The following is a 13,737-nucleotide window of genomic DNA, read 5'->3' on the forward strand; positions in this document are numbered from 1 at the left end:
AAACGATTAACCATTATTTCAAAATAACGCACAAATAAAAAAAATAGTATAAAAAAACCCGATAGGTTTTGAAATCTATCGGGTCTAATATTTTAGAGATATTATGTTTATTTTGTAAACAACAATTCTCTGTATTTAGTCAATGTCCAAAGTTCGTTATCTACCAATAACTCAAGTTTATCACAATGTTCACGGATAATTTCAAAATATGGTTTTACTGAATCGCAATATGCTTCCGCCATTTCTTGGGCATCAGTCAAAATATTTGCTTTCTTTCTTTCGTTTGTCATCGCTTCAACTTTAGAATTGATTCCTTCGATATGACCCGAAATTTCTCTAATTAAAATGATTTGTTCTTTAGCAATCGATTCAAATTCAGCTCCAAAAATATCTTTCAAACCTTTAACATTTTCAATTAAAGTATTTTGGTAACGAATAGCAGTAGGAATTACGTGATTTTTAGAAATATCACCTAAAACTCTACCTTCAATTTGAATTTTCTTAGTGTACTCTTCCAATTCAATTTCGTAACGCGCTTCCACTTCAATGTGGTTCATTATACCCAATTCAGAAAACAAATCTAAAGCTTGTTTTGAAGCTCTCGCTTTTAATGCTTGTGGCGTTGTTTTGAAGTTACTTAAACCTCTTTTTTCTGCTTCGATTTCCCAAGCTTCGCTGTAACCGTCTCCTTCGAAAAGAATATTTTTAGAAACTTTGATATATTCTCTCAATACATTAAAGATAGCATCATCTTTCTTCATGTCTTTAGATTCAATTAAGCTATCAACTTCTTTTTTGAAATCTCTCAATTGTTTTGCAACAATCGCATTCAAAGTAGTCATTGCATTAGAACAGTTTGCAGTAGAACCTACGGCTCTGAACTCAAATTTATTTCCTGTAAAAGCAAATGGCGAAGTTCTGTTTCTGTCTGTATTATCCAAAAGTACATCTGGAATTTTACCTACCACATTTAATTTTAAATCTGTTTTTTCTTCTGGAGATAATTTTCCTGCAGTTACGCCTTCTAATTCCGCTAGAACTTTAGTTAATTGCTCACCAATAAATACAGATATAATTGCCGGTGGCGCTTCATTTGCACCTAATCTATGGTCATTACTTGCAGAAGCAATAGCTCCTCTTAATAATGCTTCATAATCATTCACAGCTTTAATTGTATTAATAAAGAAAGTCAAGAACTGTAAATTGCTCATAGGCGTTTTACTTGGACTCAACAAGTTTACTCCTGTATCAGTTGCTAATGACCAGTTATTGTGTTTTCCTGAACCATTAACTCCTTTGAACGGTTTTTCATGGAATAACACTTTCAAATCATGACGTTCCGCCACTTTTTGCATTACATCCATTAACAAACAGTTGTGGTCAACCGCTAAGTTTGTCTCTTCAAAAATAGGTGCCAATTCAAATTGATTTGGAGCTACTTCATTATGACGTGTTTTAACCGGAATTCCTAACAACATACATTCTTGCTCTAAATCTCTCATATAGGTTAAAGCACGTGTTGGGATAGAACCAAAGTAATGATCATCCAATTGTTGTCCTTTTGCAGAGGTATGGCCAAGCAAAGTTCTTCCTGTCATCATAAGGTCAGGGCGAGAATCTGCCAAGGATCTGTCGATCAAGAAATATTCTTGCTCCCATCCTAAGGTTGCCGTAACTTTTTTAACATTTTTATCAAAATATTTACACACTTCGGTTGCCGCGTCGTCCATAACGGTTAAAGCTCTCAACAAAGGTGTTTTATAATCTAAAGCTTCTCCTGTGTAAGAAATAAAAACGGTTGGAATACATAAAGTAGTTCCAAAAATGAATGCTGGAGATGTTGGATCCCAAGCGGTATATCCTCTTGCTTCAAATGTATTTCTAATTCCACCGTTTGGGAAACTAGATGCATCCGGTTCTTGTTGTACTAATTGAGCACCTCCAAATTTTTCTACCGAATCGCTACCATCATATGAAGTTTCAAAGAAAGCATCATGTTTTTCAGCAGTAGTCCCTGTAAGTGGCTGAAACCAGTGAGTATAATGAGTTACTCCTTTTGACAGAGCCCACTCTTTCATACCCATTGCAATATAATCAGCTAATTTTCTGTCTATTTTAGTTCCATGCTGAACAGCACCTTGTACTCCTTTAAAAGCATCTGAAGTCAAATATTGCTTCATTGCTTTATCATTAAACACATTCGAACCAAAAATAGTTGATTTTCTATCGGTTTCTTCAAATTGAACAGGCTTTCTGTTTGATGCTTCTCTCAAAGCTTGAAAACGTAATGTTGACATAAAAAATTATTTTATAGATTAAACCCCTAATATTTTGATGCAAATATAATTCAATTATTACTTTCATGAAATTTTACCTCTATTTTTTATGGGCAATTCATTAAATTTATCAAATTCTTAAAAAAGACGTCTAATAATAACAACATAATAATTTTAGCGACTCTATTTTTTTTAACTGCTGTTTTCACCAAAAAAAAATAAAACAGCAATTACGATGTAAATGAACTTTAGATTAAAATATTTATGGAAGTTAAAAATTCATAAAGTATCTTTGCATAACTTTAAAAATTATAGATATGATTGTCTGGATTTCCTTTTTAACAGCTGTTTTAATATTTCTTGCACTCGATTTAGGAGTTTTCAACAAAACACCACATATTATAAGTTCAAAAGAAGCTGGTAAATGGACTGCTATTTGGGTAGCTTTATCTTTTATGTTTTCTGGAGTAGTCTATTGGCTTTACACCACGAATTACATTGCAAATCCAGACACTTTGAAACCTGCGGATGCGTCAATAAAATTCATCACAGGCTATTTAATAGAATTATCCCTTAGTATAGATAATATTTTTGTAATCGCTATTATTTTTTCAGCCTTTAAAATACCACAAAAATACCAACATCGCGTGCTATTTTGGGGAATTCTCGGCGCTATAGTGTTTAGAGGTTTAATGATCTATTTTGGTGTTTTGCTTATTAACAAATTTTCATGGATGACGTATATTTTTGGAGGTTTTTTAATTTACACCGCCATGAAAATGCTTTTCAGTGGTGAAGATGAAAAATTTGAACCTAAAAAATCATTCATTTATAAAGCGCTAAAAAAAGTCATGCCAATTTCTAATCACATCGATGGAGAGCATTTCTTTGTAAAAAGAAGACATATTACGGCTGCGACTCCTCTATTTGTAGCGCTAATCGTGATTGAAGTTATGGATGTCGTTTTTGCGATTGATAGTGTTCCTGCAATTTTAGCCATAACAAGCGATCCTTTTTTAGTTTTTAGTTCTAATATCTTTGCTATTTTAGGATTGCGTTCTATGTATTTCTTTCTGGCTCACATGCTAGACAAATTTGCTCATTTGGAGTACAGTCTTATCGCCATCTTGACTTTTGTAGGTGTTAAAATGCTACTCCATGATTATCTTAAATTACCTGAATGGGTATCACTAGCTTTTATAGCCCTTTCACTTATCGCAGGAATTGTTGCATCGCTTAGAAAGAGCAGTAAAGAAATGGTTTAAAACTAAAAAGTACAAGCAATAAAAAAAGGAAATCTCACGATTTCCTTTTTTTATTTATAGAAAGTATACTTTACAAATCAATTTTCTTAACATCACTCCCATCAACTTTCAATGCAGACATTACAGAATCAATATTATTTTTATTAATTGTTTTAGCAAAACCATCTGGTATTATAACTATTCTAAAAGTTTGGTTTTGAGTCCAACTTGCAGGCAATGTATTAAGATTAAAATTTGCCGAAAGATAGATATCCACATTAAATCTAGAATAATCAAAATTGAAATCTAGCGCTCCTCCATCATTAAAGTAATACGTTTGAGGCATTAACTTCCAAACATCCTGACCATTTACTGTATCGTATAAATGATATACTAAAACAGAATCCGAGGAATAAATAGGCGGATCAAATACGACCAATCTACTATAGTTATTATTGGAATTGAATGAAGTCGTAACTTCAAACACTTCATTTCTTGGGGCATCATCATATACTTCTGTTACTTCACAACTTTGTAGTGCCATCATCCCGATGAAAACTAAAAATAAGGTAATTTTTTTCATTCGATTTCGTTTTTATAATTTAGATAAAAGACTCTATTCATGAATTGTGCCAAACTTTATTGTAAAGAATAATGTACTTTTGAATTATGGAAAAGAAACTTAAATTATACATGATAATGCTAGGCTGTGTACCAGAAGGACGGTTTACAGAACAGCATGATATTTTTTTTGGAATTGGTAATTCCTTAAAAGAATTAATTCCTCATATCAATCTTTTTTGGCCAGAAGCCAAAGGTCAAATTCATATTGATGTGTGGCGAGAAGTTTCTGTCGTTGATGACTTCGCTATTGAAATTGTTCCAAAAAATATGGAAACACAAGTTCCCCCTGAACAATTATTTTTCATCAATTTAGGAGGTTATAAACAAAATGAATTTGAAGAATACCATTATAAAATGATTACAGTTGCTGCTAGTTTAGCATTAGCATTAAAAAAATCAAAAAAAACTGCCTTTTACAAACATTGTGGTTTCAAAGAAGCACCTTCGCATATTGACGATCAATACGGAATTGATGTAGATGATATTTACAATGTAGTAGATATGCTGCCAGCACATTTCAAAGCTTTATATTCGTTAAAAATCACAAAGTCAGAAATACAATTAGAGCAAAACCAATTACATATAGGCTATTTAAAATTGAAAAAAATCAAAGATTAAATCAATCGCTGTTACTCTTTTTTTGTGACTGAATCATAATAAAAAAGGCCTTCCAATACTGTGATATGAAAGGCCTTTTGAAATTTTTAAAGAAAATAAAAACTATTTCACCAATAGAGTATTATTTTTTAAGATTTTACTAAAAAACAAAATATGTGAAGGCAACGCATTTTCCCAATATTCCCAGGTATGCGCTCCTGGCCGTTCCGTGTAATCGTGAGCAACTTTATTATAAACAAGTCTTCGGTGTAATTCTCTATTAGATTCAATCAAAAAATCATCTACTCCACAATCTATAATCAATTCCAGTTTGTTGCTTTTTATTTTGTCCACCATATTCAAAACCGCATTAGAGGCGTAAACTTCCTGAGGCGCACCTTCGATTCCAAAAACTGGCTCCATCAATTTAGTAACTCTTTCCTTAGATTCCGGATTTATCATGCTTCCCATATCTACTGCTCCACTCATACTTCCTGCAGCACAAAATAGTTCTGGGTGTTTTGTCGAAAGATACAATGCTCCGTGGCCTCCCATGGAAAGCCCAGTGATTACACGTCCTTTCCTATCATTTATGGTTCGATAGGTATTATCTACTTTCTCAATAACTTCTTTAGTAATATAAGTTTCAAACTGGCTTCCTTTATTCACAGGACTATCCAGATAAAAACTGAATGTTTCACCTTCCGGCATTACAATTATAATATTATACTGATCAGCTAAATTGTGTAATAAATTCTTATCCGGAGTTTTAGACAACCAATCATTAAAATGACCATATGCGCCATGCAAGAGATAAAGCACTGGATAATTAGCTTTACTTTTCGCATAAGAACTTGGTAAAACTACCGCAGCTTTATAGGTTTTATTCATTGCCATACTAGGAATTTGCAACGTATCGGCTTTTGCAGCATAAGAATCGGCAACATGCCCGAAAAGAAAAAATAAGAATACAATTTGAAGTTTTTTCATACTACATTATTTTTTAAGGTGAAATGTAAATATACTGATTTAGGATAAATAAAATTAAGATACGGCAATTCATATCAGATCAAACGTATTGAAAATTGAACCACATAGAAACATAGAAATTAATTTTTGATTTAAATGGGTTCCGAACAGTCGAAATTTAGGTGACATAGAAAAAAAGCCAATGCTTTTTTTTTCTATTGTGAACTCTTATCATCGTCAAAATTTATTTTTTCAGGAATAAACACTATGTTTTTATGTGGTTTAAACTTCAACTTATTTTAATGCGTTTGACCTGTAATTCATACAAACAAAAAGACCTCTCATCACTGAAAGGTCTTTTATAAAATCTATTACTATAAATGTAGTTTACATATTTCTTCTGTACTGCCCACCCACTTCAAACAAAGCAGATGTGATTTGTCCCAAAGAACAAACCTTCGTTGCTTCCATTAAATGTTCGAATAAGTTTTCGTTTTTAATGGCAGCTTCTTGAAGCGTATTCAAATGCGCATTCACTAAATCCTGATTGGACTGGTGCAAATGGTTCAACATATCAATTTGGTATTGTTTTTCTTCTTCCGTAGCACGAATTACTTCCGCTGGAATCACCGTTGGAGAACCTTTGGAACTCAAGAACGTATTCACTCCAATAATTGGGAATTCACCCGTATGTTTCAAAGTTTCATAGTACAAACTTTCTTCCTGAATTTTACTTCTTTGGTACATCGTTTCCATAGCGCCAAGCACTCCGCCACGTTCGGTAATTCTGTCGAATTCCTGTAGAACTGCTGCTTCTACTAAATCTGTCAATTCTTCGATGATGAAAGCACCTTGAATTGGGTTTTCATTTTTAGCCAAACCTAATTCTTTATTGATAATCAACTGAATTGCCATGGCACGACGCACTGACTCTTCCGTCGGCGTTGTGATTGCTTCGTCATAAGCATTAGTATGCAATGAATTACAGTTGTCATAAATAGCATACAACGCTTGCAAAGTCGTACGAATATCATTGAAATCAATTTCCTGTGCGTGCAAAGAACGACCTGATGTCTGAATATGGTATTTCAACATTTGCGCACGTTCATTAGCACCGTACTTGTTTTTCATGGCTTTCGCCCAAATTTTACGCGCTACACGACCAATAACGGCATATTCAGGATCTACTCCATTTGAAAAGAAGAAAGATAAATTTGGTCCAAAATCATTGATGTTCATTCCACGACTCAAATAATATTCCACATACGTGAAACCATTTGAAAGTGTAAATGCCAATTGTGTAATTGGATTTGCTCCCGCTTCGGCAATGTGATATCCTGAAATAGAAACCGAATAGAAGTTTCTAACATTCTTTGTAATGAAATATTCCTGTACGTCACCCATCAATCGCAACGCAAATTCAGTAGAGAAAATACAAGTATTTTGTGCTTGGTCTTCTTTCAAAATATCAGCTTGAACCGTTCCACGAACTTGAGATAAGGTTCTTGCTTTAATTTCGTCATACACCTCCAAAGGTAAAACCTGATCTCCGGTAACGCCTAAAAGCATCAATCCTAAACCGTTATTTCCTTCCGGTAAATCCCCTTGATAATGCGGTCTTTCGACTCCTTTAGCTGCGTATATTTTGTTGATTTTTGCTTCAACTTCTTTTTCAAGACCATTTTCTTTGATGTAAAACTCACATTGTTGGTCAATCGCCGCATTCATGAAAAAGCCTAATAACATTGGTGCCGGTCCATTAATGGTCATACTCACCGAAGTCATCGCATGAACTAAATCGAAACCAGAATATAGTTTTTTAGCATCATCCAAACAACAGATAGAAACTCCGGCATTACCGATTTTCCCATAAATATCAGGACGAACATGTGGATCATTTCCGTATAAAGTAACGCTATCAAAAGCAGTTGACAATCGTTTTGCAGGCAAACCTGCGCTTACATAATGAAAACGTTTGTTGGTTCTTTCCGGTCCGCCTTCTCCAGCAAACATTCGAGAAGGATCTTCTCCTTCACGCTTGAAAGGATACAAACCTGCAGTGAAAGGAAATTCTCCAGGAACATTTTCCTGCAAACACCAGCGTAAAATATCACCCCAAGCTTTGTACTTTGGTAGTGCGATTTTTGGAATTTGAGAATGTGAAAGCGACTCTGTATGCGTAGCCATTTTTATTTCTCTGTCACGAACTTTGAACGTATAAACGGGATTTTTGTACTTGTTTACTTTTTCGTCCCAAGTCAAAATGATTTCCCAATTGTATGGATCCAAATCCATTTTTACTTTATCGAATTGATTTAGTAAAAGATTCAAAAATATTTTGTCCTCAGCAGCACCTGGTTTTTCAGATTCCAAAGCATTTGGCAAAACCGAATCATCATTGATTCCTGCTTTGTTTAACTCAGGCGTTTTTTTAGCTACTGTTTCAATCGTTTTGAAAATTCCGTATAATTTTTGAGCAACTTGTTCTTGGCTTACCGCAGTAACATCATATTTACGGTTACTTTCAGCAATTTCAGATAAATAACGAGTTCTGTGTGGCGGAATAACGAAAATCTTCTCGCTCATTTCACGCGTGATTTGAAACGTTGATTTCAAATCAGAATTTGTTTTTTCATGGACTTTATCCATAATCGCTTTGTACAGCGTATTCATTCCAGGATCGTTGAACTGCGAAGCAATCGTCCCGAAAACAGGAAGTGTATCTAAATTAGCATCCCATAAATTATGGTTGCGTTGGTACTGTTTTTTCACGTCTCTCAAAGCATCAAGAGAACCGCGTTTGTCGAATTTGTTTATTGCTACCAAGTCAGCAAAATCAAGCATATCGATTTTTTCCAATTGGGTTGCAGCACCAAATTCAGGTGTCATAACATATAAAGAAACATCAGAGTGATCCATGATTTCCGTATCGGATTGCCCGATTCCAGAAGTTTCCAGAATTATAATATCATAATTTGCCGCTTTAATTACTTGGATAGCATCAGCAACATATTTAGATAAAGCCAAATTGGATTGACGTGTAGCCAATGAGCGCATGTAAACACGAGGATTATTGATCGCATTCATTCGGATTCTATCTCCTAAAAGTGCTCCACCCGTTTTGCGTTTAGATGGATCTACTGATATTAATCCGATAGTTTTTTCTGGGAAATCAATTAGAAAACGACGTACTAATTCATCCACCAAAGATGATTTTCCTGCTCCGCCTGTTCCTGTAATTCCAAGAACCGGAATCGTGCTATTTTCATTCTTTTTTTGGATGGCCTCCAAAGTTTTAGCCGCTACATCAGGGAAATTTTCTGCTGATGAAATAATTCTGGCAATTGATTTTGGATTTTTTTCTTCCAAATGATTGATTTCGTCCGTCAGTTTATCGCCAATAGCGTAATCCGATTTTTGCACTAAATCGTTTATCATTCCTTGTAACCCCATCGCACGTCCGTCATCTGGAGCATAAATTCTGGTGATTCCGTACGCTTGCAATTCAGCAATTTCTGAAGGCAGGATTACACCGCCACCACCACCAAATATCTTGATTTGGCCCGCTCCTTTTTCCTGAAGCAAGTCGTACATGTATTTGAAATATTCGTTATGTCCTCCTTGATAAGAAGTTATCGCAATGGCATTGGCATCTTCTTGAATCGCGGTATTGACTACTTCTTCCACACTACGGTCGTGGCCTAAATGGATTACCTCAACACCTGTAGATTGAATAATTCTACGCATAATGTTGATTGCGGCATCGTGACCGTCAAAAAGAGCTGCTGCGGTTACAATTCTTACTTTATTGTTAGGGATATATGGTTTTTGTTGTTCCATTTTATGAATATGATAATTTAAGCCTGCAATTTACAATTTTATTTTAAAAATTATTTGATGTTGCCGCTCGTTGTTAATAAATAAGGAAGAATTTTGTTATTTAGCCCCGATTGAAGCGGCATCTCCCGATTTAGAAAAACAAGGCTTTTTTTTAGCCGTAGTTTTTATTTAGCGGGAATACAGCGGAAAGCGGGACAAATCGTGATTAATAAGACTGAATTTTGTGCTCCTAAAGAATAGTTGGCTTTGTTTTTGAATAAGTAGTATTTTTACAAATGCCAAATGGCAAACAGATGAAGTAAACTAATAATATAATTACGATGAAGAAAATTTTAGTTTTAGCAGTAGCAATTTCGCTTTCCAGTTGTGCCGAAATGCAACAAGTTATGAATCAATTTCCGCAAACGCAAGGAATTGGGGGCGTTGATATTGCCGGAGGATTGAAGGAAGCACTGAATAATGGGATTTCAAAACAAGTGACCAAACTGACCGCTACCGATGGTTTTTACAGAAATGAAGCCGTAAAAATTTTATTGCCGGAAGAATTGAGAAAAGTAGATGCGGGTTTGAGAAGAATTGGATTGAGTTCTTTGGCTGACGAAGGATTAAAAGTACTAAATCGTGCTGCCGAGGACGCGGTAAAGGAAGCGACGCCAATATTTGTTGACGCTGTTAGAAACATGACATTTATGGATGCTAAAACGATATTGATGGGCAATGAAAGTTCGGCGACTACTTATTTACAAAATAGCACTTCTACGGCTTTATACGGAAAATTCAATCCTGTGATTAAAAATTCGTTTACTAAAGTAGGTGCCGATAAAGTTTGGGCCAACATTATTACAAAATACAACAGCATTCCTCTTGTAAATAAAGTAAATCCTGATTTGACGGATTACGTTACGAATCAAGCGCTGAATGGTGTTTTCAAAATGGTTGCCGTTGAAGAGAAAAACATCAGAACGAATCTAAGTGCCAGAACTTCTGTTTTGTTACAGAAAGTTTTTGCCATGCAGGATAACAAATAGATTTAAATTTGGCTGTTTTTTCTCAAACATTAAACAGCCAAATTCAACTTTTTTTTTATAAAAACAAATACGTTTAGTTTTGAAGAACATTATTAATTACTAAGAAAAAAACTGAAAACAGAACCCTAATGCACAAAATTACAATCCTAATCCATTGCGAAGATCAAAAAGCAATTATTGCCTCCGTTACAAACTATATTTCATCCATTGATGGTAATATTATTTATTTAGACCAACATGTTGATGCCGATGAAAATGTGTTTTTCATGCGGTTAGAATGTGAATTCAGTGCCAAAAATTGGAATATTGAAGCTATTAAAACTGATTTTCAAGCTAAGTTAGCTTCACCGTTCCAAATGTCGTGGGAAATGTACACTCAAAACGAAAAACCAAGAATGGCTTTGTTTGTTTCTAAATATGATCATTGTTTGTATGACATTTTAGGACGCTACAGCGCAGGCGAGTTGCCTCTTGAAATACCTTTGATCATCAGCAACCATGAGGATTTAAAGTGCGTGGCAGAACGTTTTTCTATTCCGTTTCATTATGTTCCGTTTACGAAAGATATCAAAGCCGAAGGCGAGCAAAAGCAGTTGGATTTACTGAAGCAATACAATATTGACTTTATTGTATTGGCACGCTACATGCAAATTATCACTCCTAATTTGATTGCGCAATATAAAAATCAAATTATCAATATTCATCATTCCTTTCTTCCCGCATTTCCTGGCGCAAAACCGTATCATTCGGCTTTTAAACGCGGTGTGAAAATCATTGGTGCCACCAGTCATTATGTGACCGAAGGATTGGATGAAGGTCCGATTATTGAGCAAGATATTGCCCGAGTTTCACACAGTCATTCGATAGAAGATTTTATTATGAAAGGACGGGATCTAGAACGCATGGTTTTGGCCAGAGCCATAAAATTGCATGCTGAAAGAAAAACAATGGTTTATGACAATAAGACGGTGGTGTTTTTATAAAAAAAATCCTTTTTCGAATTAGTTTCTGCACTGAATATTGTCAACCATTCACCAATAAAATCTTTCGAAACTAGAATTAATTATAAAGAATAAAAAGTGTAAAAAATCTTAACTTATGTGCAACAAAGTAATAACAAAATCTTAACAGCAAAACGTTTCCTTAAGTGTGATCTTTGCAGGGTAATAAACTGGTTATTTATTATTTTGGTTTTGGTTAGTTAAAGAATTGCCTGCATTCATAGTGCAGGCATTTTTTATTTAGCTGTATTTATAAATGACAGAACCGCATCGTTAAAAGCATTAGGTTGCTCCACATTTACAACATGTCCACATTTTTCTATTACAAAGAGTTTTGACGATTTATAATGATTTTCGACAACTTTCCTAACTGATGGCAAAAACATATAATCCTCCTCGCCCATCACATAGAGCGTAGGAATATTCAATTCGACCTGGCGGAACCATTTCAGCACGGGATTTATTTCAGCAGTGAGTTTAAACCACTTTATAAATTCTTTTTGGTATAATTTCTTGGCTTCGTTTATAAAAAGGACACGTGATTGCTTGTGACTTTTTTTAGGCATAATCACAAAGGCAAAAAACTTGTATAAAACCAAATAAGGTAAAACATACTTAAACATATTTCCCAATCGCATCAATACTTGAGATCGAAAATTCATTTTCAGGATTGCACCACCCAGAATCATGCTTTGCACTCGTTCCGGATACATTTCGGCCAATTGTCTGATGAGGATTGTTCCCAATGAAATACCTACAAAATGTGATCTTCCAATTTTTAAAAAATCTAATACTTCCAGAATATCATTGGCTAAAGCCGAAAAAGTATATTTCTGTTTGAAAGCTGTCTTCAAAGTGGGCTTTGATTCGCCGTGACCTCGTAAATCCAATAGCAATACATTATATTGTTTCTTGAAATCGCGAATTTGCTTAAACCATATAGACGAACTTCCGCCGGCACCATGGACAAAAGTTACCCACTGATCGCTGTTTTTATTTTCGTATATGGTATAATTAATCACGTATTTTTTTTTGTAAAAATAGAACTTTAATTTTAAATCCCAATCTTAACAACAAATAGTGTGTTTTTTATAATTGTATACCGTAAATTTGCAAAAAAATTACACCCATGATTGGATTATTGAAAGAGAAAAGTGAAATAGAAAAGCTTAAAAGAGAATACCAAATACTTGCAAAATTTAATTTCGAACTCGAAAAAAAACCTATAAATACCACCGTAGCTCAGGAAGAATTAATTTTAGAGGAATGCGCATTATAGCTTTTGATGCATTTTTTTAAAATAATCAAATGCTTTTAGCAACCTGCTTCCATACCAAGAAAACATTTCGCCATCAACAAACACAGTTTTGGCATGATGCGTGTGTCTTCCTATTTCGAATGCGTCTTCCTCTTTGAAAGGATACGGCTCTGAAGAAAGGAAAACCAAATCCGGATCGCCCTCTAAACGTATTTTTTTGAGTTCGATTTCTGGATAACGCCCTTTGTTGTCATAAATATTCTGAAAATGGTTCAGTTTCAGTAATTCATTGATAAAATTATCCGAACCTGCGACCATAAAAGGGTTTTTCCAAATGAAATACGCTGCTTTTTTAACTGGTTTATCTTTGATGAAATTTTTAAAATCGCTCAAGGCAAAAGCCAATTTATCGTTCCATTTCTGAGACTCGGTTCTGCAATTAAAGAGTTGACCAAAATCGGTTATCATTTGAAAATTGTCTTCAATCATGATGATATTCGTCACCCAAACTGGACAAATTTCACGAAGCTCTTCTACAATTTCTTGTGTATTTTCCTCTTTGTTACAAATGATAATATCCGGTTGCAACAATCTGATTTTCTCGTAATGCACTTTTTTGGTTCCGCCAACGATTTTCTTAACAGACTTAAAATGATACGGATGCACACAGAATTTGGTAATCCCAACAATTCGGTCTTCGAGACCTAAATCATACAACAATTCCGTTTGCGAAGGAACTAACGAAATAATACGTTTTGGAGACGTTTCAAATGAATGAAATGTTCCTATTTGATCAATTAGAATTTTTTGTTTCAAGTTTAAAGTTTTAAGTTGATATTATTAAAACATAAATTGGCAGCTTTTTAACCAATAAGAAATTAAGAAAATTAAGCTTTAAAG

The 13,737-nt window shown here is 34.4% G+C and carries 11 protein-coding genes; 5 read left to right on the top strand and 6 right to left on the bottom strand.

All coding sequences use genetic code 11. The features are described from left to right. Positions 1-107 precede the first annotated feature (107 nt). A complete protein-coding gene (locus ACXX80_RS01240) occupies positions 108-2,297 on the bottom strand; it encodes a glutamine synthetase III family protein (protein ID WP_458551670.1) in 2,190 nt (729 codons plus the stop codon). A gap of 296 nt (positions 2,298-2,593) precedes the next feature. Here ACXX80_RS01240 and ACXX80_RS01245 point away from each other — a divergent pair, with 296 nt between their 5' ends. Continuing rightward, positions 2,594-3,541 (top strand): TerC family protein, encoded by a 948-nt coding sequence (locus tag ACXX80_RS01245; RefSeq protein WP_458551671.1) that lies wholly within the window; start codon positions 2,594-2,596, stop codon positions 3,539-3,541. A gap of 70 nt (positions 3,542-3,611) precedes the next feature. Here ACXX80_RS01245 and ACXX80_RS01250 read toward each other — a convergent pair whose 3' ends face one another. Further along, positions 3,612-4,103: a hypothetical protein gene (locus tag ACXX80_RS01250; protein WP_458551672.1), complete on the bottom strand. Its 492-nt coding sequence runs from the start codon at positions 4,101-4,103 to the stop codon at positions 3,612-3,614. Positions 4,104-4,189: 86 nt separating this feature from the next. On the opposite strand from ACXX80_RS01250, the gene ACXX80_RS01255 reads away from it, so the two are divergent. Next, complete coding sequence (locus ACXX80_RS01255; protein WP_458551673.1) at positions 4,190-4,762, top strand: DUF1543 domain-containing protein; 573 nt, start codon at positions 4,190-4,192, stop codon at positions 4,760-4,762. 102 nt (positions 4,763-4,864) lie between these two features. On the opposite strand, the gene ACXX80_RS01260 is transcribed toward ACXX80_RS01255, so the two are convergent. Next, on the bottom strand, positions 4,865-5,731 hold the full coding sequence (locus tag ACXX80_RS01260; RefSeq protein WP_458551674.1) for an alpha/beta hydrolase: 867 nt from the start codon (positions 5,729-5,731) through the stop codon (positions 4,865-4,867). Positions 5,732-6,097: 366 nt separating this feature from the next. Next, a complete protein-coding gene (locus ACXX80_RS01265; protein WP_458551675.1) occupies positions 6,098-9,550 on the bottom strand; it encodes a methylmalonyl-CoA mutase family protein in 3,453 nt (1,150 codons plus the stop codon). A 320-nt stretch (positions 9,551-9,870) separates the two neighbouring features. Here ACXX80_RS01265 and ACXX80_RS01270 point away from each other — a divergent pair, with 320 nt between their 5' ends. Together ACXX80_RS01270 and purU are read left to right on the top strand one after the other, a co-directional pair. After that, positions 9,871-10,578: a DUF4197 domain-containing protein gene (locus ACXX80_RS01270; protein WP_315206993.1), complete on the top strand. Its 708-nt coding sequence runs from the start codon at positions 9,871-9,873 to the stop codon at positions 10,576-10,578. A gap of 128 nt (positions 10,579-10,706) precedes the next feature. Then, positions 10,707-11,561 carry a formyltetrahydrofolate deformylase gene (purU, locus tag ACXX80_RS01275; RefSeq protein WP_458551676.1) on the top strand — a complete coding sequence of 285 codons (855 nt, stop codon included), beginning with the start codon at positions 10,707-10,709 and terminating at the stop codon, positions 11,559-11,561. Between the two features lie 254 nt (positions 11,562-11,815). On the opposite strand, the gene ACXX80_RS01280 is transcribed toward purU, so the two are convergent. Further along, positions 11,816-12,601, bottom strand: coding sequence for an alpha/beta fold hydrolase (locus ACXX80_RS01280; protein WP_458551677.1), 786 nt, complete (start codon positions 12,599-12,601; stop codon positions 11,816-11,818). 107 nt (positions 12,602-12,708) lie between these two features. On the opposite strand from ACXX80_RS01280, the gene ACXX80_RS01285 reads away from it, so the two are divergent. After that, positions 12,709-12,858 (top strand): hypothetical protein, encoded by a 150-nt coding sequence (locus tag ACXX80_RS01285; RefSeq protein WP_458551678.1) that lies wholly within the window; start codon positions 12,709-12,711, stop codon positions 12,856-12,858. Here the strand turns inward: ACXX80_RS01285 and ACXX80_RS01290 are convergent. Beyond that, positions 12,853-13,653 carry an ABC transporter substrate-binding protein gene (locus tag ACXX80_RS01290; RefSeq protein ID WP_458551679.1) on the bottom strand — a complete coding sequence of 267 codons (801 nt, stop codon included), beginning with the start codon at positions 13,651-13,653 and terminating at the stop codon, positions 12,853-12,855. The two genes, ACXX80_RS01285 and ACXX80_RS01290, sit on opposite strands and share 6 nt — an antisense overlap. Positions 13,654-13,737: the final 84 nt, after the last annotated feature.

It is taken from the genome of Flavobacterium sp. GNP002 (genome assembly GCF_054343795.1).

Excerpts from the sequence above, each read along its gene's own strand:
- purU (WP_458551676.1), top strand. The coding sequence starts at position 10,707 with ATGCACAAAATTACAATCCTAATCCATTGCGAAGATCAAAAAGCAATT.
- ACXX80_RS01245 (WP_458551671.1), top strand. The coding sequence starts at position 2,594 with ATGATTGTCTGGATTTCCTTTTTAACAGCTGTTTTAATATTTCTTGCA.
- ACXX80_RS01250 (WP_458551672.1), bottom strand. The coding sequence starts at position 4,103 with ATGAAAAAAATTACCTTATTTTTAGTTTTCATCGGGATGATGGCACTA.
- ACXX80_RS01255 (WP_458551673.1), top strand. The coding sequence starts at position 4,190 with ATGGAAAAGAAACTTAAATTATACATGATAATGCTAGGCTGTGTACCA.
- ACXX80_RS01270 (WP_315206993.1), top strand. The coding sequence starts at position 9,871 with ATGAAGAAAATTTTAGTTTTAGCAGTAGCAATTTCGCTTTCCAGTTGT.
- ACXX80_RS01240 (WP_458551670.1), bottom strand. The coding sequence starts at position 2,297 with ATGTCAACATTACGTTTTCAAGCTTTGAGAGAAGCATCAAACAGAAAG.
- ACXX80_RS01265 (WP_458551675.1), bottom strand. The coding sequence starts at position 9,550 with ATGGAACAACAAAAACCATATATCCCTAACAATAAAGTAAGAATTGTA.
- ACXX80_RS01285 (WP_458551678.1), top strand. The coding sequence starts at position 12,709 with ATGATTGGATTATTGAAAGAGAAAAGTGAAATAGAAAAGCTTAAAAGA.
- ACXX80_RS01260 (WP_458551674.1), bottom strand. The coding sequence starts at position 5,731 with ATGAAAAAACTTCAAATTGTATTCTTATTTTTTCTTTTCGGGCATGTT.